The following is an 18,601-nucleotide window of genomic DNA, read 5'->3' as shown; positions in this document are numbered from 1 at the left end:
TTAAACTTGTATTAAAATAAGTGATATATTGTCCTTGCCGCCACATTCATTGGCTTTTTCCACCAAACGCTTTCCGGCAGCTTCCATATCCTCACAGTAGCGTCTTATAATGTACATCATATCCTCATCATCCATCATATTGCTCAATCCATCGGAGCACATCAGGATTATATCCCCAGACTTTAGCCCAACCTCAAAGAAATCTGCTTCTACCTGCCTTGTTGTACCTACTGCTCTTGTAATAATATTTTTGTTTGGATGAAACCTGGCTTCCCGCCGTTCGATTTCTCCATTCCGAATCATCGCCTCTACCAGGGAATGATCCTCTGTTATCTGCCGTATCTCTTTATCGTCTACTACATAGAGTCTGGAATCTCCAATGTTCGCCACATACAGGCAATCATCCATAATTGTGGCACCTACAAAGGTCGTGCCCATCCCTTCTAATTCCACATTTTCCTGTGCCATCTGATAGATTCTTTCATTGGCATAGGAAATTGCCTCTTCCATACAGCTGACTGGTGTTTTTTTATCGCTTTTTTTCATCTGCTCAACTACACAATCAATACAGCTTCTGGAAGCACAATCTCCTGCATTATGTCCACCCATGCCGTCTGCTACGATAAATAGATTTGGAAAGCTTCCTACAGCATTTTCTTCGCAATAGACACAGTCCTGGTTCGTTTTCCGTTTTGCACCAATATCCGTCATGGAAAATGCTTTCATTTCTATCCCTCCGAAATTTCTTTATCTATATAGCTTTTCCTAAGCTGTCCACAGGCCGCGTTAATATCGCTGCCCAGTTCTCTTCTAATTGTAACATTTATTCCGTTTCTTTCAAGTATTAATTTGAACTTTTGTATATATTTTTCCTCGGAATGCCTGTAATTACGTTCTTTGATTGGATTTACCGGAATCAGGTTCACATGACAGTTAAAGCCTTTCAAGAGTCTGGAAAGCTCTAAGGCTGCCTCCTCGCTATCATTGGAATCCTTTACCAGACTGTATTCAAAGGTAATCCGTCGTCCTGTTTTTTCGTAATAATAATGACAAGCCTCCATAATTTCCGCAATTGTATATTTATTTGCTACCGGCATCAGCTCCCTTCGCATGGTATCGTTGGGAGCATGTAAAGAAATTGCCAGTGTAATCTGTAAATTCTTCTCTGCCAGCTGGCGGATTCTCTCCACCAGACCGCAGGTCGATGCCGTTATATTTCTCTGACTGATATTTAAGCCGTTTTCATCGCTTATCCTATGTACAAATTCCAGGAAATTATCATAATTGTCCAAAGGTTCTCCTGTGCCCATCACTACGATGTTAGAAACCCGTTCTCCTGAAATGCGCTGAATTTCATATACCTGAGAAAGCATCTCAGAGGCTGTCAGGTTTCTCTCCAGGCCTCCCAGTGTCGATGCACAGAACCGACAGCCCATCCTGCAGCCTACCTGAGATGAAATACAAACACTATTTCCATGCTTGTATTTCATCAGTACACTTTCAATCACTCTTCCGTCACCTAAACGAAATAAGAACTTTGTGGTTCCATCATTTTTTGACACCAGCTTATCTACCATTGTAATCGAAATAATCTCATACTTTTGTGCAAGCTTTTCCCGCAGCGGCCTTGAGATATTAGTCATCTCATCAAAGGAGATCACCAGCTTTTTATGAAGCCATTCATAAATCTGCTTTGCCCGGAAGGGCTTTTCAGACATTGTTTCCAGCACTTTTGTAAGCTCTGGAAGGCTCAATCCTTTTATATCCTCTTTTTCCATACTATCCTCTTTTTCTTTCTTTTCTGCGGAATTTCGCCAGGAAAAATCCATCACAGCTGTGTACACCAGGATACAGCTGTAAAAATCCTTTCTCTGATACCTCATTTTTCAAAATTTCCGGTACAGCTTCCTTTAAGGATACCAGCTCAAAATCAAAATTCTGGGCAAACCACAGGGCATTTTCCTCATTTTCCTCCGGAGTTGCTGTACAGGTGCTGTACAGCAGAGTTCCTCCCGGCTTTACATACTGCCATACCACAGAGAGTATCTGTCTTTGCAGATCCCGCAGGGCTTCAATTCCCTCCTGGGAAGCGTGATATTTAATATCTGGCTTTTTGCCGATAATGCCAAGACCGGAGCATGGAAGATCCGCCAACACAACATCTGCCTTTTCCTTCCACGCCTCATCCAGAGTCAATGCATCCCACTCTTTAATCTCAACATTAGTTAAACCCAGCCGGTCTACATTTTCCCGGATCAGGGCAGTCTTTTTTTCTGTCAAATCCCGTACACTGACAAGACCTTTACCTCTAAGCTTCTGGGCAGCATGAGTTGCCTTGCCGCCAGGAGCTCCACAGACATCCACAACAATATCCTCCGGCCGTATTCCCGCACACTCACCAATCAGCATGGAGCTTTCATCCTGCACCTGAAAGCGTCCTTCCCGAAAGCTTTTTAGCTGCCGCAGATAATTATAACCGGAAATTGTCAGTGCATAAGGAAGATATGCTCCCCTTTCTGCCTCTATCCCTTCGGAAATCAGTTCCTCCAAAAGCATATTCTCTTCGCCCTCCAGACAGCGTATATGCGTCTTTCGGCTCTCCAAAAAGGCAGAAAGCATAGTCTCTGTCTTTTCTAATCCATAGACTGCTGTCCACTTTTCTACCAGCCACTCTGGCATAGAATATTTTACAGAAAGATTCCCTGGAATACTATCTTCGCCTCTGGCAACTGCCCTGAGTACTCCATTTACAAAGCCTCTAAGGCTTCCAAAGCCCTTTTTCACTGCCAGCTTTACAGATTCATTGCAGGCAGCACTGTCGGGCACCTGATCCATATATTTGAGCTGATAAACACCCATTCTTAATATTGTCCGGATTACCGGCTTCATCTTTTCCGTCTTTACCTTGGAATACTGATTGAGATAATAATCTAATGTAAGCCTCCGCTCTACAACACCCTCACACAATCTGGTAAGAAAGGCTCTGTCCTGTTTATCCAGATACTGGTATTTTTCCAGGGTCATTCCCAGAACTGAGTTTAAATAGCTATTTCTTTCCAGCACCTCTAAAAGCACTGAAAGAGCTACTTCCCGCATATTTACATCTGAATTCATGAAACCTCCAAATTTTACAGCCATTTCATGCTGTATTAATCTCTTCTTCTGCCTCCGGCTAAAATAAACAGACGAAGAATCTGCAGAATCGATGCTAAAGCCGCTGCAACATAGGTAAGAGCTGCCGCTCCTAACACCTTTTTTGTATACGGAAGCTCATCCTCCCGCAAAATTCCTGTTTCTCCCAGAATCCGTACTGCCCGGCTTGAAGCGTTAAATTCTACCGGCAGGGTAATCAGCTGGAATAACAATGCTGCCGAAAACAAAATAATACCACCCATCATCAAAGCATACCCAGTATTTCCATTGATAAACAAACCAATTAAAAACAATGGCCAGCTCAGCTGGGAGCCAAAATTTGCTACCGGTACAATAGCAGAACGGATGCTTAACGGTACATAACCAATATGATGCTGAATCGCATGGCCACACTCATGAGCTGCTACACCAATGGCTGCTACCGAAGACTGTCCATAAACAGCGTCAGAAAGCCGGAGCACCTTAGCTCTCGGATCATAGTGGTCTGTCAGACTTCCTCTGACATGGGTTACCTGTACATCATAGATACCCGCCATGTGAAGAATCTTCTCCGCAGCCTCTGCTCCAGTCATACCAGACCTGCTTCTTACTCTGGAATACTTGCTGTAGGTACTGTTTACCCTTACCGAAGCAATTGCAGAAATTACAACACCGATTAAAATTAAAATATATGTTGAATCATACCAAAACATAACTATCCCTCCAAGAAATGTTATTGTAAAAGGGTTCCCTCATTTATCTCATAACCTCTCAGAAATGCCTCTGCGCTCATCCGTTTCTTGCCCTCCAGCTGAAGCTCTGTAATCTCTAAAGCTCCGCTGCCAGTCTGTACGGCTATCGCTTTCTTTGTCACCCGGCAGATCTCTCCCGGTTTTCTTCCGGAATCTTCCGGAACAACCTCTGCCTTCCATATCTTCATAGTCTTACCATCCAAATGAGTATAGGCACTTGGCCATGGATTAAGCCCCCGGATTAATCGTTCCAGCTCTATGGCCGGTTTGCTAAAGTCAAGCTGTCCCAATGCCTTATCTAACATCCGGGCATAGCTTGAATCCTCATCCCTTTGCTTTTCTCTCACCAAACTGCCTTTTTCCAGTTCCTCAAGAGTACGCACCAAAAGCGGCCCTCCCATCTGTGCCAGACGGTCGTGAAGGCTTCCACCTGTCTCTTTCGGCAAAATTGGAGTCTCCTCCTTTAATAGCATATCACCGGTATCCAGTCCCACATCCATAAACATCGTGGTAACACCGGTTTTTTCCTCACCATTGATAACAGACCATTGAATCGGAGCTGCACCACGAAGCTTTGGAAGCAAGGATGCATGGACATTGATACAGCCGTACTTTGGAATATCTAAGACCTCCTTTGGAAGAATCTGTCCAAAGGCCACAACAACAATAACCTCCGGCTGTAAGCTTCTCAGAAGCTCAATAAATTCCGGTTCCCTTTTAATCCGTACCGGCTGATAGACCGGCACACCATATTCTAAGGCCTGCTCCTTCACCGGCGGAAACTTAATCTTCTCTCCTCGCCCCTTAGGCTTATCCGGCTGAGTCACCACGGCTAAAAGCTCATGACCGGCCTCATGAATTGCCCTAAGAGTAGGCACCGCAAAATCCGGTGTTCCCATAAAAATTACCTTCATGCTATTCCTCCTCATCCCCAGCATCCTGAAGCTGACTGTTATCTATCAAATCGCCTTCTACCCTTTCTACATAAAGGTGTCCATCCAGATGATCCGTTTCATGGCATAATGCTCTTGCCATCAAACCTTCACCTTCAACGATAATTTCCTCCATATTTTCATTCAACGCTTTTACCTTTGCATAATTTGGCCGGGTAACGATACCGGATTTTCCCGGAACACTTAAACAGCCCTCATAGCCAGTCTGTTCACCTGATGTTTCGATTACCTCCGGATTAATCAAAATCACCGGACTATCTCCCTCCTGAGAAACATCGATTACCACAATACGCTTTAAAATACCAATCTGAGGTGCTGCAAGGCCTACACCACAGGCCTCATACATAGTATCTAACATATCACCAATTAAAATCCTTGTTTTTTCATTTACTTCCTTAACCGGCTTTGCCCTCTTTTCTAATACCGGGTCACCCATTTCCCTAATATTTCTTAATGCCATCTTTCTCCTCCTAATAATGGAACATCGGGTCAAAATCAAACTGCACATTTATCCGCTTAAACTCTTCGGTACAGCTTAAATACCCTTCCATAAAATTCTTAATTTCCTTTAGTATATTATAATCCACCGACTTTATATAAAGCACCTGACGGTAAATATCATTTACCTTTCCTACCGTAGCTGCTGCCGGTCCGATAAAGGCTACCTGCTCTGTTAGAAGCTGTTTCCCTGTTATCTCCTTTAGACACTCAGCCCCCCGCCTGGCAAGCTCCTCCTCTCTGGCCGTTACAAATACCACCAGCATATGGGAAACCGGTGGGTAGGAAGCCATACTCCGGTAAAGAATTTCCTGCTCATAAAAGGCCGGATAATCCTGTCTGGCCGCTGTTACAATGCTGTAATGCTCCGGATTGTAGGTCTGTATTACGACCTCTCCCGGTTTCCTGCCACGCCCTGCCCGTCCGGCAGCCTGGCACAACAGCTGGAAGGTCTTCTCCGAAGAGCGGAAATCTCCTGCATACAAGGATAAATCTGCTGCCAGTACTCCTACCAGCGTAACATCCGGGAAATCATGTCCCTTAACAATCATCTGGGTACCTACTAAAATATCAGCTTTGTGGTTCATAAAGGCTGATAAAATCCTTTCATGCCCATCCTTGCCCTGAGTGGTATCCATATCCATCCGAAGGACTCTGGCCTCTGGAAATTCCCGGTTTAAAAGCTCCTCAATTTTCTGGGTTCCCGTACCAAAGGCCGCAATATACGGGGAACCGCACTCCGGGCACTTCTTTGGCATCGGTGCTTCATAGCCACAGTAATGGCATTTAAGACCTCCTTCTCTATGATATCCTGCCTGATGAAAGGTTAGAGACACATCGCAATGAGGACATTTTACCACATATCCACAGCTTCGACAAGAAACAAATCCCGCATACCCCCGCCGGTTGATAAAAAGCATCGACTGTTCCCCCTTCTCCAGGCGTGCCAGAAGCTTTTCCCGCAGAAGCTCCCCAAAAATAGATTTATTTCCCTTTTTTAATTCTTCCCGCAAATCAGTAATATGAACCAATGGAAGTCTTCCTTCTCCCGCCCGCTCCTTCATCGTAAACAGACGGTATTCTCCTTTTTCTGCCTTATAATAGGATTCCAGGGAAGGGGTTGCAGAGCCAAGAATAACCGATGCTCCCTGCAGTCTGGCCCGTTCTATTGCCGTTTCTCTTGCATGATATTTCGGTGAGCCTTCACTTTTATAGCTTCCCTCATGCTCCTCATCTATAATTATCAGTCCAAGTCTTTCAAAGGGAGCAAACAAAGCGGAACGCGGCCCAATAATAACATCAATATCTCCGTTTTTAGCCCGGACATACTGGTCATAACGCTCCCCCTTCGACATCCGGGAATGAAGTACTGATACCCTTTCTCCCAGTCTCCGGTAAAAACGAAGCACTGTCTGAAAGGTCAGAGCTATTTCTGGAATCAGCATGATAACCTGCTGCTTCCTTTTCAAAACCGCCTCAATAATCTCCAGATAAACCTCCGTCTTTCCGCTTCCGGTCACACCATGAATCAGATAAGTATCCCGATGCCCTGTTTCCCATTCCTTAATAATGGTATCTGCAATCCTTCTTTGTTCTCCATTTAAGATTACCCTCTTCTCCTCTCGCTGCTCCACCGAAACCGGATTCCTGTAAACTCTTTCCCTGTCCAGGTGGATATAGCCAAGCTTTTCCATATCTTTTAGCGTTGTTCTGGCAATGCCGAGCCCGGAAACTGCCTGACTAAGCTCCATAGGCTCCTTTTCTAAAAGGGCCTTTAAAAGCCGCACCCGGCCCTTATTGCTCTTTTTTTTACTTTCCTCCAGAAAAACAACGGTCTCAGCTCTGCCCTTTGCCAGAGAAATCCAGGCTCTTTCCTTTGCTTTTACTGCCTCCTTTACCGGAAGCACTGTTTTCAAGGCATCATTCATCGTAGAACCATAGTTTTCCTTCATCCACCAGGCCAGAGTAATGAGCTGTGATTCAATTACAACACCGTCCTCAATAACCCCTTCAATCGCCTTAATTCGTTCTACAGAAATAGAAGGTTTTTCAGAAAACCCTACAATATATCCTTTTATACTGCGGCTGCCTCTCCCAAAGGGAATACGCACCGGCGTACCATAGCCTACAGATGCTTCCAGCTCCTTCGGTATCTGGTACTGATAAGTCTTATCTATATTCTCATGGGAAATGTCTACAATTACATCCGCATACAACATCTCTTACCTCACTTTTAAATCAGTGCTCTTACAATCTCATCCGTATGCATACCACGGGAGCCTTTAACAATACAGCCATCTCCAGCCTTCAGATTCTCCTTCAGGTAAGCAATTGCCTGCCCATTTGTGTCAAAGGAATGTACCCGAATAGATGGAGCATTCTCCAACACGGCCTTCCCAATGGCCTTTGCTTCGCAGCCTACGGTTATGATCTCATCTACCTTTCTATCCTCCGCCTTTATTTTAGCGATGAACATTCCGACCTCATAATGACATTCATATGAAATTTCTCCCAGCTCCAGTACATCTGCCAGCACAGCAAACCGTCTTGAAAATTCCCTATGCTCTAAAAGCATCTGAATACTGCTTTTCATGGAATCCGGACTGGCATTATAGGTGTCATCAATCACCTTCCAGCCATTTTTCTCATAAATCTGCCCACGCATAGCAATCGGACGGTAATGATAGAGCCCCTGCTTCGCCTCTGCCGGTGAAATACCAAATTCCAGAGCTATGCCAAGAGCTGCCAAAGCATTCAATACATTATGATATCCCAATACAGAAAGCACAATTCTTTCCGTACCGCCCGGATAATGAAAGGTAAAATGGGTTTCCTCTCCAATTGTTTCAATGTCCGTTGCCTTCAATCTACACTCCTCGGAAATACCATAAAAAATACTTTTTCCTTTAGAAAGCTTCACCTGGGAAAGAAGCTCGTCATCACCATTTAAAAACAGCTTTCCCTTTTCCTCTGAAAAGGTATCCGTAATATGAAGCTTCTCTTCTCTGATATTTTCCTGGCTCCCCAGCTGGCCAATATGAGAAACACCAATATTGGTCATAACTGCTATCTCCGGCCGTGCAATGACCGCAAGCTTTGACATCTCACCCTTCTCGCTCATGCCCATCTCTATAACAGCCGCTTGATGCTCTTTTGTAAGCTTTAGCATCATCAGGGACAGGCCAATCTGGCTGTTCATATTCCCTTCGGTCTTTAATACCCGAAGCTTTGTCTCCAAAGCTGCTGCTACCATTTCTTTTGTTGTTGTTTTTCCAACACTTCCGGTAATACCGATAATCGGCAGTTGAAAATGGCTCCGGTAATAAGACGCCATATCCTGCAAAGCCTTCAGCGTATCTTCTACCAAAATCACCGTTTTTCCTAAATCCTTTACTTCCTCATAGGCCTCACGGCTAGAGGTAAAGGAGCACTCTGTCCCGCCTTCCAGCACTGCCTTTATAAACCGGTGTGCATCTACCCTTTCTCCTATTAAGGGCACAAAAATATCCCCTTTTTCTGCCTTTCTGGAATCCACGCAGGCTCCGGTAACCTTAAGCCTTTCACTGCCACATAAAAGAGTACCGCCGGTTGCTTCTATAATTTCCTTTACTGATAATTCCATTCCTACCTCCCAGCTAAAATATCCTGAATCAGCTCCCGCTCATCCATCCGGTATTTCTTTCCCTTTATTTCCTGATAATCCTCATGACCCTTTCCTGCCAATACGATAACATCATCCTCCTGGGCGTTGTCAATACAGTACTTGATGGCCTCCTTACGGTCAATAATCGCTACATATTTTCCCGGTCCCTTTTTCACTCCCGTAATAATATCATCGAGAATTGCCTGTGGTTCTTCATCTCTCGGATTGTCTGAAGTAACAACAGTCAAATCAGCCATCTTAGAAGAAATTTCTCCCATTTCAAACCGACGGAGCTTAGAACGGTTGCCGCCGCAGCCAAAGAGGCATACCAGCCGTTTTGGCTGATATTCTCTAAGGGTTCCCAAAAGACTTTCCAATGCCATAGCATTGTGAGCATAATCAATCATCAAGGTAAATTTATCAGAAATTGGTACCAGCTCAACTCTTCCCTTTACCCTTACCTCATTAAGAGCATGGCGGATTGTCTCCTCCTTCACACCAAAATGACGGCAGATAGCAATGGCTGTCAGAGAATTGTACACACTGAATTTACCCGGAATATCAATCTCTACATGGAAGTCAGCTAGGCCCTTAACATCATAGGCAACACCAAGATAACCCGGCTTTTTTAAAAGCCTTGTATTCTCTGCCCTAAGGTCTGCCTTTTCACTAAATCCAAGGGTTTCTACCGCACAGGTATGCCCCTTTATTACCTGCTCAAAATACTCGCTGTCACAGTTAAAGATACCCTGGCGGCACTGTTGAAAGAGCATTGCCTTGCAGGAAATATAGTCCTCCATATCCTTGTGCTCATTTGGTCCGATATGATCTGGCTCCAGGTTCGTAAAAATGCCGTAATCAAAGACAAAACCACCTACCCGGTGAAGCATCAGTCCCTGGGAGGAAACCTCCATAACAACAGCCTCACAGCCGGCAGCTGCCATCTCACGGAAGGTCTTTTGTACAATATAAGATTCCGGTGTTGTATTGCTGGCCGGAATATGCTTATCTCCAATAATTGTCTCAATGGTACCAATTAAGCCTGTTTTAAATCCTGATTGCTCTAAGATTGACTTTACCATATAAGTAGTTGTAGTCTTTCCCTTAGTTCCGGTAATACCAATGGTTTTAAGCTCTCTTGCCGGATAGCCGAACCAGGCAGCCGACAGCTGTGCCAGAGCCAACCTGCTATTTTCCACCTTAAGTACCGTAACATCTTCAGCTACATCTACATTTTTTTCCACAATCAGGGCTGTCGCTCCCTTTTCGCAGACCTCAGCCGCAAATTCATGGCCATCCCTTACTGCACCACTGATACAGACAAAGAGGCTGCTCTCTCCTGCCTTTCTGGAATCATATACTAAATCGAGAATTTCCTTTTCAAGCTCACCCTGCAGACAGGTGTAGGAAACCTCTGCCAAAAGCTCTGTTAATTTCATATTTCTATCCTTTCTACGCTTCAATATTGATTTCGCCTTCAAATACAGTTGTCGCTGGTCCTGTCATAAAAATATGTCCACTTTCCCTGTCATAACGGATATTCAGCTCCCCACCCAGTAAATGCACAGTAATCTCATCTTCTGTTTTTCCATTCACGATACATGCATAGGCACTGGCACAAGCACCGGTGCCACAGGCCAGAGTTTCACCGGCTCCTCTCTCCCAGACACGCATTTGGATATTCTTCCGGTCTATTACCTGAATAAACTCTGTATTGGTACGTTTCGGGAACAGCGGATTGTTTTCAAATAAAGGACCGGTTTTCTCAATTTCAACTGTCCTTGTGTCCTCTACAAAAACAACAGCATGGGGATTTCCCATAGAAACACAGGTCATCTCATAGTTCTTTCCATCTACAGCAATTCTTTGGGCTACCACAGCCTCCTTATCAGAAATAACAGGAATAAGCTCCGGCTGGGTTATTGGCTCTCCCATATCTACCGTTGCCGTCTTTACCCTGCCATTTTCTACTTGAAGCTCAAGGGTCTTTACCTGACCGCCGGATTCAATGGTAACTCTTGTCTTATCTGTCATACCATGGTCATAAACATATTTTCCAACACACCGGATGCCATTTCCACACATTTCACTTCCAGAACCATCTGCATTATACATATCCATCCAGAAATCTGCCTTATGGGAAGGACGAATCAGAATCAATCCATCCGAGCCAATGCCAAAATGCCGGTCGCTGACAAACCGGGACACCTCTCCTGGATTTTTCACCTGCTCTTCAAAACAGTTTACATAGACATAGTCATTTCCACAGCCATGCATCTTTGTAAATTTCATATATTGGTTACCTTCCTTTCCGAAGACTTTATTTCCTAAAATACTTAACACTTTATTATAATCCAATTTATGGGGGGTGTCAAATTTCATAACTTTATGATATAATTATAGCTACAGCAAGGAGGATAAAGCATGAAACGTAATCGAAAAAAAATAATAACCGCAGCAGCCCTCTTTATTGGGCTTCTGCTTATCCTATATCTTTCTATTTCCCTTTACTACAGGAGTCGTTTTCTCTTTGGCTCATGTATCAATGGGATTTCCTATGCCGGTAAAACGGTTGAGCAGGTAGAGCAGGATATTGATGATAAAATTGGTGCCTACTCCCTTACCCTGGAGGGCCGCAACGATATTACAGCAGTAATAAATGCAGACTCCATTAACTACCATTATGTAAAGGATGACCAGATTCGTAAATTAAAAGAACAGCAGAATTCCTTTTTATGGCCTATGGCCCTCTTTGGGCAGACAGACCTTTCCATGGAGGCTACCACAGCTTATGATGAAGCTCTTTTAGATGAGGTTTTTTCCTCCCTTCCATTTTTCAGCCCGGAAAACAATATAGCACCGGAAAATGCTGCTTTGGTCTATAGTGTCACTCAGGGATATCAGGTGGAGCCGGAAAAAGAAAACAGCCAGGTCAAAGAAACGCAGTTGAAAAGACTAATCACTGATGCTCTCAAGCAGGGTATCACCAAGCTTAAGCTTGATGATTATGGCTGCTATGAAGAGCCTGTCTACCGTACTGACTCTCCTGAGGTGAAAAAAGCTTTTAAGACAGCCAGAGCCTATACAGAGCTTACCATTACCTATGATTTTGGCAGCCGCAGTGAAATTTTGGATCGAAATACACTACACAGCTGGATTACTATTGATGATTCCCTTAATGTCACAATAGATAAAGCTAAAATAAAGGAATACGTCGGTTATTTAAACTACCACTATACCACCTTCGGCATTGCCAGGCAGTTCACAAAGCAGAATGGAGAAACTATTACCATCCGCGGCGGTGATTATGGCTGGTGGATTAACCGCACTGCGGAAGAAAGGGAGCTTCTTTCCATCTTAAAGGAAGGAAAGGATGTTACAAGAGAGCCTGTTTATTATCAGCGGGCAGCCTCCAGAGAGCTAGACGATATCGGTAATTCCTATATCGAAGTCAATCTGAAGAAGCAAAAGCTCTGGGTCTTTATTGATGGGGAGCCAAAGCTTAACTCTGATATTGTTACCGGTAATCTAAGCCGGAATTTTGGCACTCCTAAGGGTGTATATTCTATTACTTATAAAGAACGAGATGCCACTCTGGCAGGGGAAGGTTACAATACTCCTGTCAGCTACTGGATGCCTTTTAATGGAAATATCGGCTTCCATGACGCCTCTTGGCGTAGTGAATTTGGAAAGGATATCTATAAGAAATCCGGTTCTCACGGCTGCGTCAATATGCCACCAAAAAAAGCAGCCCAAATGTATGAACTGATTACAAAAGGAATGCCGGTCATTGTTTATTGACCGGCATTTTTTATACTTTCTCCCCCTAAATTTCCTTCATGGTAGTGCTTCCGGCAAAGTGCCATATAGCTTTCATTGCCGCCTAGCACAACCTGCTCACCAGCATAGACCACCTTACCATCTGAAATCCTGGCATTACAGCTGGCTCCTTTGCCACACCAGCAGACAGTCTTTAGCTCCTCAATGCTGTCAGCCCAGGCCAGAAGCCACATAGAGCCCTCAAACAGCTCATGACGAAAATCTGTACGCAAGCCATAGCAGATAACCGGTATCTCCAGGTCATCTACAATGTGTACCATGAAACGCACCTGCTCCTTCGTGATAAACTGTGCCTCATCTACAATGATACAGTCCCACTTTTTAAGCTCTTCATCGCTCATCTGTACCAGATCCTCTACAAAGTAACATTCCTTAGAAAGACCCATCCGGGACTTAATAATATATTCACCATCTCTGGACTCCAGCTTCGGTTTTGCAAGTAAAGCCCTCTTCCCTCTTTCATAATAGTTATACTCTACCATCAGTGCATTTGCTGTTTTAGAGCTTCCCATCGCTCCATAACGGAAATATAATTTAGCCATTGTTCATCTCCATATACGCTAATACCTTTTTTATGTAATTCTGTGTTTCTGTAAACGGAGGTATTCCGCCATATTTCTTTACGTTACCGCTGCCGGCATTATAAGCTGCCAGAGCAAGTTCCACATTACCGTCATACATAGCAAGCTTGTCTGCCAGATATTTTGCCCCACCCATAATATTCTGTTCTACATCAAAGGGATCTGATACACCAAGTCCCTTTGCTGTCTCCGGCATCAGCTGCATAACTCCCATTGCCCCGGAGGAAGACACCTCATTCGGGCTAAAATTGGATTCTGCCTTGGCAACTGCCTTTAACAAAGCAACCGGCACCTGGTATTTTTCAGCTGCAGCCTCAAAAATCCGGTTCATCTCCTCATTACTTACTGTTACACCTGACTTTCCCCAGCAGAAGGATACATTCGTTCCACCAGAAACAGATACTCCTGATGGTTTTTGTGCTGTCCCTGTAGCAAAGCTTCGGTTTTGCTCCCGGAAAGCATCAAACAAAAGCTTAGAAAAATCTGCATTTGCTTCCGATGCGTTTGTCTCTGTATTTTGTATCGGCCGTTGTTTATTTACCAGACGGCTTCCGGTTTCCTTAACCTGTCCTGTATACTGAATTCCTGTTATCATTAGTCAACCTCTTTCTCTCTATTTTTCATCCCTTGGCTCTCTTTCGGTTTCCGAATTATTTAAAAAATCCTATTTTATTCAAGGGCCAGATTCGCACAATGGCCTTTCCGGCTATCATATCCTTATGTACCGGTCCAATTTCCTCATACCGGCTGTCAAAGCTGACATAACGGTTATCTCCCATCAGGAAATACTCATCATCACCCAATACTAATGGCTCCTCGGCAATCCCCGAATAAACCATTTCCTGCTTTCCATAGTCTTCAGGAAGCAGCTCTCCATTAATATATATATCATCACCGATAATCTGTATTGTTTCTCCCGGCAAACCAATCACACGCTTCACATAATATTCTGACCTGTCTTCTGCATCTGGGTAAAACACCACAACATCAAATCTGCCCGGATCAGTGAAATGGTAGCTTACCTTTTCTACCATAAGACTTTCTCCATCATGCAGCGTATCTTCCATAGAAGCTCCACTGACTACTGTTCTTTGTATCACATACTTTGGAACAACAAAAACGCACAAGAGTATCAACAAAAGATAGACAAGGCCTTCTCTCAGTATCCCATAAATTTTTTCTTTATCCATGCTTATTCTCCTAGTCTATTTTACCTTTTTCCAAAAAAGGAACAGGCTGTCAAAAAAAGACAGCCGCGATTATTTCCTATTTATCCTCATCATCGCTCACAATCTTTACCTTAGATTGATAAAGCTCATCAATTGCAATAGAAAGTGGTTTTGGGCACTTTGGTGTCACTATTGGCTCGCTGCCGCTGATAATCTGTCTTGCTCTCTTTGCAGTCGCTAATACAATAGAATAGCGGGAATTTACTACCTTTTCCTCCCCTTCCTCTACTCCGCTGTTAACAACTTCCATTAAATCCGTATATGATGGATGTAACATAATTTATTCTCCTTCCTGAAATACTTTTAATTCCTCTGTAATTAACTGGATAAAATCCTGTCTGCGTTCCGTACGGTTCCTCTCATTTTCGATGATTGCATTCGTCTCCTCTACACATTCAGAAAGCTCATCATTGACAATGATATAATCATAATCCGGCATATAAAGAGCCTCTTCACACGCACGAGACAGTCTTTTATTTATGGTATCCATGTTCTCCGTACCCCGGCCGATAAGCCGTTCCTTAAGTACCTGGGCCGATGGCGGTGTCACAAACAAAAGAAGTGCATCCGGACACTGTTCCTTTACCTTTAAGGCACCCTGTATTTCAATTTCCAGAATCACATGGCTTCCAAGCTCTAACTGCTCTTCAACATAGGCTTTCGGAGTACCATAGTAATTTCCTACATACTCCGCCCATTCGAGCAGCTGATTATCTTCTATCATACTCTCAAATTCGTCTCTTGTCAAAAAGAAATATTCTCTTCCGTGTTCTTCTCCCTGCCGCGGACTACGTGTTGTTGCCGAAATGGACAGCTTATAATCGTATTTTTTAACCAATTCCTTAACCAGTGTTCCTTTTCCCGCTCCAGAAAAGCCAGAAATAATTGTCAAAATTCCCTTTTTATTCATGTCCATCCTCCCGACTGCCTGTCTGATTTACTCTAGCTGCTATCGTCTCCGGAAGCAGTGCTGAAAGCAGCAGATGACCACTGTCCATTACCAGAACAGCCTTTGTTTTTCTGCCGCAGGTAGCATCGATTGCCATTCCACTGTCTCTGCCGTTTTGTACCAGCCGTTTTACCGGAGCAGCTTCTGGACTTATGATACCTACAATCTTATCTGCATTTGCAATATTACCAAAACCGATATTTATAAAGCGGCTCATATTCTCTCCTGTTATTCAATATTTTGTATCTGTTCCCGCACCTTTTCAATCTCTGTCTTCAAATCAATGGCACAGTTGGAAACCTCAATATCATTTGCCTTAGAAAGAATCGTATTTGCCTCACGGTTCATCTCCTGAGCGATAAAATCAAGCTTCCTTCCAATACTTTCTGATAATTCCAAAGTCTCCTTCATATTGGCAATGTGGCTTCTAAGACGCACTGTTTCTTCATCTACACAGATTTTATCTGCGAAAATAGTAATCTCAGTAGCCAGCACACCTTCATCCAGCCTCGTATCACCTAAAAGCTCACTTACCTTTTCCGTCAGCTTTTCTCTGTATTCCGTTACAATCTCCGGAGAACGTGCTTCAATAAATGCAACTTTTTCAAGCATTCCATTCAGCTTGCTGCATAAATCCTCTTTCAAGCGACTACCCTCAGCAATTCTTGCTTCTACAAACTGCTCAGAAGCCTCCCGAATTCCCTGTTCCAAAATTCCCCAGAGTTTTTTCTCATCTATTGTCTGTTCCTCCAGCGTAAAAACATCCGGATACCGTGACAGGCTGCTTACCTTAATATCATTTTCCAGTCCAAAATCTTCAGCCATCTGTTTTAAGCAGTTTAAATATTCCTCTGCAATCTCTTTATTATATTTTACACATTCTGTCTTTTCAGCATAATCCTCATAGAGAATGGAAACATCTACCTTCCCTCTTCCAATATACTGCTTTAAAAGATTACGGATGCTGGCTTCAAAAAAACTCAGCTTTTTAGGCATTTTTATAGAAATTTCACAGTATCTGTGATTAACCGCCTTCATCTCCACAATCAGCTTACGCTCTACGTTAACAATCTCGCTTCTTCCGAAGCCTGTCATACTTTTCAGCATCTCTTCACACACTTTCTTAGGTTTTGGATGATCCTTATTTATTATATAAAAGTCTTATCCATTCGTCAATGTTTTCCCTCAAAAACCTCTCGAATCGTTTTTTTCAAATCCTCTGGGTCGAAAGGCTTTGGCAGAAAGGCCACAGCTCCCAGTTCTCTGCAGCTGTCCTCCAGCGGCTTTGTCGAAATCGAGGTCAGCATGATTACCGGAATGTCGAAATCTGGCAATTCATTCATCTTTTCCAATGTCTCCAAACCATCCAACCCCATCATATAAAAATCAAGTAAAATCAAATCCGGACACTGCTTTTCCAAAAAAGCAAGGGCATCCTCTCCCGATGTCACAACAAACACCTTATATTCATCTCTAAGTGTTTCTCTTACTAATGTCAATGTTGAAAAACTATCATCCACTGATAATATGTTCTTCATCTGTAATACGCCTCCTGTTTTCTAATAGTCTTTTAGCCTCACTATAATTCAACCTCTTCAGCATTTCCAGGGCTCCATTTAGAATATCCTTTTTATAATAGGGTAATTGATAACCCAAAAGCCTAGATAATATCTTTATTGCTTCTTCATCTTCATAATCTTCTACCATCCTTAAGGCCTTTATCATACACTCTTCTGCTTTTTCCAAAGGAAGTATTCCAAGTACACTCTCCGGAACCTCTTCCGGCTTCAGCACTTCACCAATGGCCTTTAGCTGCATTTCAAAGCTTTCTAAGAACCTTCCGCTAGTAGACTGCACTTTTTCCCTGTCTTCTTCTCTGGCAGCATATTCCTGCTCCATCGCCATGTAAGACAGTTCTTTTGCACCAATGCTTCCAGCCACACTTTTTATAGCATGACTTTCAACCATATAGCTGTAATAATCCAGCTGCTCCAGATAGCTTCTGAGCTTTGGAAGCTTTTCCTGTCCATCCTCATAAACCACCTTCAGAATTTCCATATATTTATCCATACTGCCATTACACTGCTTAAGTCCCACACTAATATCAATACCTTCAATCGAAAGTTCCATTTCTGGTTTACTGATTTCTGCCACCATAACTGGCTCCTTCATTTCTTCCGGAAGATATTCCGCCAGTTTTTCTTCTAAAATATCTGTATCTATTGGCTTCGAAATAAAATCCTGAAAGCCCTCAGAAAGAAACATTTTCCGGGCTTCCTTTAATGCATTGGCAGTAAGTGCAATTACCGGCAGATTAGAATAATATTCTCCGTCAAGTCCACGAATCTGATGCAATGTTTCAATTCCATCCACTTCTGGCATCATATGGTCGAGAAATACAATCTGGTACTTCTGACTTCCCATCAGCATCTGTATACATTCTGAACCACTGGATGCCGTATCAATCTGAATTCTGTATGGCTTTAAAAGTCCCTCTGCCACCTTCAAATTTACAGCATTGTCATCAACAACCAGAACACTTGCTAACGGTGCAATAAAGGATTCCTTGTAGTTTGTTTCCCTTTCCAGATGACCATTCAGCCCATTGAGTGCTGCCATCAGATTGACACAGTAAATTGGTTTTTGAATCACCTGCATTCCCTGTGGTTCTTCCAGCATTTCTCCAAAGCTTTTCATCAGAAACAGCTTTATGTGGCTCCGTTCCAATACCGTTTTCAAGGTTTCCCTTGCCTTATTATATTCCTGCCATGGTAAAAATCCATGGGTATAGTTCTTAAGCTGCAGATTCTGAATAAAATCCTCTGTCGACTCCACAAAATCAAAGGCCACAGAAAAATTCCGCAGAATACGCCCAACAATCCCCTGCTGCTCCAACGAGGTTTCCATAAACAATACCTGACAGTCTTCTTCTATCTGAAGCGAAATTAAAGAACCCTTTTCCTGTATTTCCTGTGGAAGCGAGAAGGAAAACTTACTTCCAACACCATAAAGGCTTTTTACATC

The 18,601-nt window shown here is 43.3% G+C and carries 20 protein-coding genes; 1 reads left to right on the top strand and 19 read right to left on the bottom strand.

What is annotated here, in order from left to right; genetic code table 11:
- The 10 genes from ASU35_RS11350 to dapF are packed head-to-tail and all read right to left on the bottom strand — an operon-like array spanning window position 1 to window position 11,270.
- Window positions 1–726 carry a Stp1/IreP family PP2C-type Ser/Thr phosphatase gene (locus tag ASU35_RS11350; protein ID WP_058353123.1) on the bottom strand — a complete coding sequence of 242 codons (726 nt, stop codon included), beginning with the start codon at window positions 724–726 and terminating at the stop codon, window positions 1–3.
- Between the two features lie 2 nt (window positions 727–728).
- On the bottom strand, window positions 729–1,778 hold the full coding sequence (gene rlmN, locus ASU35_RS11345) for a dual-specificity RNA methyltransferase RlmN (RefSeq protein ID WP_058353122.1): 1,050 nt from the start codon (window positions 1,776–1,778) through the stop codon (window positions 729–731).
- A 1-nt stretch (window position 1,779) separates the two neighbouring features.
- Window positions 1,780–3,114 carry a 16S rRNA (cytosine(967)-C(5))-methyltransferase RsmB gene (gene rsmB / locus ASU35_RS11340; protein ID WP_147525432.1) on the bottom strand — a complete coding sequence of 445 codons (1,335 nt, stop codon included), beginning with the start codon at window positions 3,112–3,114 and terminating at the stop codon, window positions 1,780–1,782.
- 35 nt (window positions 3,115–3,149) lie between these two features.
- Window positions 3,150–3,845 carry a zinc metallopeptidase gene (locus ASU35_RS11335; protein ID WP_058353120.1) on the bottom strand — a complete coding sequence of 232 codons (696 nt, stop codon included), beginning with the start codon at window positions 3,843–3,845 and terminating at the stop codon, window positions 3,150–3,152.
- A gap of 20 nt (window positions 3,846–3,865) precedes the next feature.
- Complete coding sequence (gene fmt / locus ASU35_RS11330) at window positions 3,866–4,798, bottom strand: methionyl-tRNA formyltransferase (protein WP_058353119.1); 933 nt, start codon at window positions 4,796–4,798, stop codon at window positions 3,866–3,868.
- Window position 4,799: 1 nt separating this feature from the next.
- Window positions 4,800–5,297, bottom strand: a complete 498-nt coding sequence (gene def / locus ASU35_RS11325) for a peptide deformylase (protein WP_058353118.1) — start codon at window positions 5,295–5,297, stop codon at window positions 4,800–4,802.
- 10 nt (window positions 5,298–5,307) lie between these two features.
- Window positions 5,308–7,554 (bottom strand): replication restart helicase PriA, encoded by a 2,247-nt coding sequence (gene priA, locus ASU35_RS11320; RefSeq protein ID WP_242861271.1) that lies wholly within the window; start codon window positions 7,552–7,554, stop codon window positions 5,308–5,310.
- 14 nt (window positions 7,555–7,568) lie between these two features.
- Entirely contained in the window at window positions 7,569–8,957 is a 1,389-nt protein-coding gene (locus ASU35_RS11315; protein ID WP_058353117.1) for a UDP-N-acetylmuramoyl-tripeptide--D-alanyl-D-alanine ligase, read from the bottom strand.
- 2 nt (window positions 8,958–8,959) lie between these two features.
- A complete protein-coding gene (locus ASU35_RS11310) occupies window positions 8,960–10,417 on the bottom strand; it encodes a UDP-N-acetylmuramoyl-L-alanyl-D-glutamate--2,6-diaminopimelate ligase (protein ID WP_058353151.1) in 1,458 nt (485 codons plus the stop codon).
- A 13-nt stretch (window positions 10,418–10,430) separates the two neighbouring features.
- Complete coding sequence (dapF, locus tag ASU35_RS11305) at window positions 10,431–11,270, bottom strand: diaminopimelate epimerase (protein WP_058353116.1); 840 nt, start codon at window positions 11,268–11,270, stop codon at window positions 10,431–10,433.
- Between the two features lie 132 nt (window positions 11,271–11,402).
- Between dapF and ASU35_RS11300 the strand changes: the two genes are divergently transcribed.
- Entirely contained in the window at window positions 11,403–12,779 is a 1,377-nt protein-coding gene (locus ASU35_RS11300) for a L,D-transpeptidase family protein (RefSeq protein ID WP_058353115.1), read from the top strand.
- Here ASU35_RS11300 and ASU35_RS11295 read toward each other — a convergent pair.
- The 9 genes from ASU35_RS11295 to ASU35_RS11255 form a co-directional block, all read right to left on the bottom strand.
- Window positions 12,773–13,360 carry a thymidine kinase gene (locus tag ASU35_RS11295; RefSeq protein WP_058353114.1) on the bottom strand — a complete coding sequence of 196 codons (588 nt, stop codon included), beginning with the start codon at window positions 13,358–13,360 and terminating at the stop codon, window positions 12,773–12,775. The genes ASU35_RS11300 and ASU35_RS11295 overlap by 7 nt on opposite strands.
- Entirely contained in the window at window positions 13,353–13,994 is a 642-nt protein-coding gene (locus ASU35_RS20495) for a lytic transglycosylase domain-containing protein (protein ID WP_058353113.1), read from the bottom strand. The genes ASU35_RS11295 and ASU35_RS20495 overlap by 8 nt, the downstream gene beginning before the upstream one ends.
- A 55-nt stretch (window positions 13,995–14,049) precedes the next feature.
- Window positions 14,050–14,589: a signal peptidase I gene (lepB, locus tag ASU35_RS11285; protein ID WP_058353112.1), complete on the bottom strand. Its 540-nt coding sequence runs from the start codon at window positions 14,587–14,589 to the stop codon at window positions 14,050–14,052.
- A gap of 76 nt (window positions 14,590–14,665) precedes the next feature.
- Complete coding sequence (rpoZ, locus tag ASU35_RS11280; protein WP_058353111.1) at window positions 14,666–14,905, bottom strand: DNA-directed RNA polymerase subunit omega; 240 nt, start codon at window positions 14,903–14,905, stop codon at window positions 14,666–14,668.
- A gap of 3 nt (window positions 14,906–14,908) precedes the next feature.
- Window positions 14,909–15,538 carry a guanylate kinase gene (gene gmk, locus ASU35_RS11275; protein ID WP_058353110.1) on the bottom strand — a complete coding sequence of 210 codons (630 nt, stop codon included), beginning with the start codon at window positions 15,536–15,538 and terminating at the stop codon, window positions 14,909–14,911.
- Entirely contained in the window at window positions 15,531–15,794 is a 264-nt protein-coding gene (locus ASU35_RS11270; protein ID WP_058353109.1) for a DUF370 domain-containing protein, read from the bottom strand. The genes gmk and ASU35_RS11270 overlap by 8 nt, the downstream gene beginning before the upstream one ends.
- Window positions 15,795–15,805: 11 nt before the next feature.
- Window positions 15,806–16,684, bottom strand: a complete 879-nt coding sequence (locus ASU35_RS11265) for a YicC/YloC family endoribonuclease (RefSeq protein ID WP_058353108.1) — start codon at window positions 16,682–16,684, stop codon at window positions 15,806–15,808.
- A 65-nt stretch (window positions 16,685–16,749) separates the two neighbouring features.
- A complete protein-coding gene (locus ASU35_RS11260; protein WP_058353107.1) occupies window positions 16,750–17,115 on the bottom strand; it encodes a response regulator in 366 nt (121 codons plus the stop codon).
- Window positions 17,090–18,484 (bottom strand): response regulator, encoded by a 1,395-nt coding sequence (locus ASU35_RS11255; protein WP_058353106.1) that lies wholly within the window; start codon window positions 18,482–18,484, stop codon window positions 17,090–17,092. Before ASU35_RS11255 ends, ASU35_RS11260 begins: the two co-directional genes overlap by 26 nt.
- Window positions 18,485–18,601 lie beyond the last annotated feature (117 nt).

This window comes from Acetivibrio ethanolgignens (assembly GCF_001461035.1).
Taxonomy (GTDB): domain Bacteria; phylum Bacillota; class Clostridia; order Lachnospirales; family Lachnospiraceae; genus Velocimicrobium; species Velocimicrobium ethanolgignens.
Note: the sequence above shows the minus strand (reverse complement) of the source record. Positions and strands in the feature narration are given on the sequence as shown.

Excerpts from the sequence above, each read along its gene's own strand:
- def (WP_058353118.1), bottom strand. The coding sequence starts at position 5,297 with ATGGCATTAAGAAATATTAGGGAAATGGGTGACCCGGTATTAGAAAAG.
- dapF (WP_058353116.1), bottom strand. The coding sequence starts at position 11,270 with ATGAAATTTACAAAGATGCATGGCTGTGGAAATGACTATGTCTATGTA.
- rpoZ (WP_058353111.1), bottom strand. The coding sequence starts at position 14,905 with ATGTTACATCCATCATATACGGATTTAATGGAAGTTGTTAACAGCGGA.
- ASU35_RS11260 (WP_058353107.1), bottom strand. The coding sequence starts at position 17,115 with ATGAAGAACATATTATCAGTGGATGATAGTTTTTCAACATTGACATTA.
- ASU35_RS11295 (WP_058353114.1), bottom strand. The coding sequence starts at position 13,360 with ATGGCTAAATTATATTTCCGTTATGGAGCGATGGGAAGCTCTAAAACA.
- ASU35_RS11265 (WP_058353108.1), bottom strand. The coding sequence starts at position 16,684 with ATGCTGAAAAGTATGACAGGCTTCGGAAGAAGCGAGATTGTTAACGTA.
- ASU35_RS11315 (WP_058353117.1), bottom strand. The coding sequence starts at position 8,957 with ATGGAATTATCAGTAAAGGAAATTATAGAAGCAACCGGCGGTACTCTT.
- rlmN (WP_058353122.1), bottom strand. The coding sequence starts at position 1,778 with ATGGAAAAAGAGGATATAAAAGGATTGAGCCTTCCAGAGCTTACAAAA.
- gmk (WP_058353110.1), bottom strand. The coding sequence starts at position 15,538 with ATGAATAAAAAGGGAATTTTGACAATTATTTCTGGCTTTTCTGGAGCG.
- ASU35_RS11310 (WP_058353151.1), bottom strand. The coding sequence starts at position 10,417 with ATGAAATTAACAGAGCTTTTGGCAGAGGTTTCCTACACCTGTCTGCAG.
- ASU35_RS20495 (WP_058353113.1), bottom strand. The coding sequence starts at position 13,994 with ATGATAACAGGAATTCAGTATACAGGACAGGTTAAGGAAACCGGAAGC.
- ASU35_RS11270 (WP_058353109.1), bottom strand. The coding sequence starts at position 15,794 with ATGAGCCGCTTTATAAATATCGGTTTTGGTAATATTGCAAATGCAGAT.
- lepB (WP_058353112.1), bottom strand. The coding sequence starts at position 14,589 with ATGGATAAAGAAAAAATTTATGGGATACTGAGAGAAGGCCTTGTCTAT.
- rsmB (WP_147525432.1), bottom strand. The coding sequence starts at position 3,114 with ATGAATTCAGATGTAAATATGCGGGAAGTAGCTCTTTCAGTGCTTTTA.
- ASU35_RS11350 (WP_058353123.1), bottom strand. The coding sequence starts at position 726 with ATGAAAGCATTTTCCATGACGGATATTGGTGCAAAACGGAAAACGAAC.
- priA (WP_242861271.1), bottom strand. The coding sequence starts at position 7,554 with ATGTTGTATGCGGATGTAATTGTAGACATTTCCCATGAGAATATAGAT.
- ASU35_RS11335 (WP_058353120.1), bottom strand. The coding sequence starts at position 3,845 with ATGTTTTGGTATGATTCAACATATATTTTAATTTTAATCGGTGTTGTA.
- fmt (WP_058353119.1), bottom strand. The coding sequence starts at position 4,798 with ATGAAGGTAATTTTTATGGGAACACCGGATTTTGCGGTGCCTACTCTT.
- ASU35_RS11255 (WP_058353106.1), bottom strand. The coding sequence starts at position 18,484 with ATGGAAACCTCGTTGGAGCAGCAGGGGATTGTTGGGCGTATTCTGCGG.
- ASU35_RS11300 (WP_058353115.1), top strand. The coding sequence starts at position 11,403 with ATGAAACGTAATCGAAAAAAAATAATAACCGCAGCAGCCCTCTTTATT.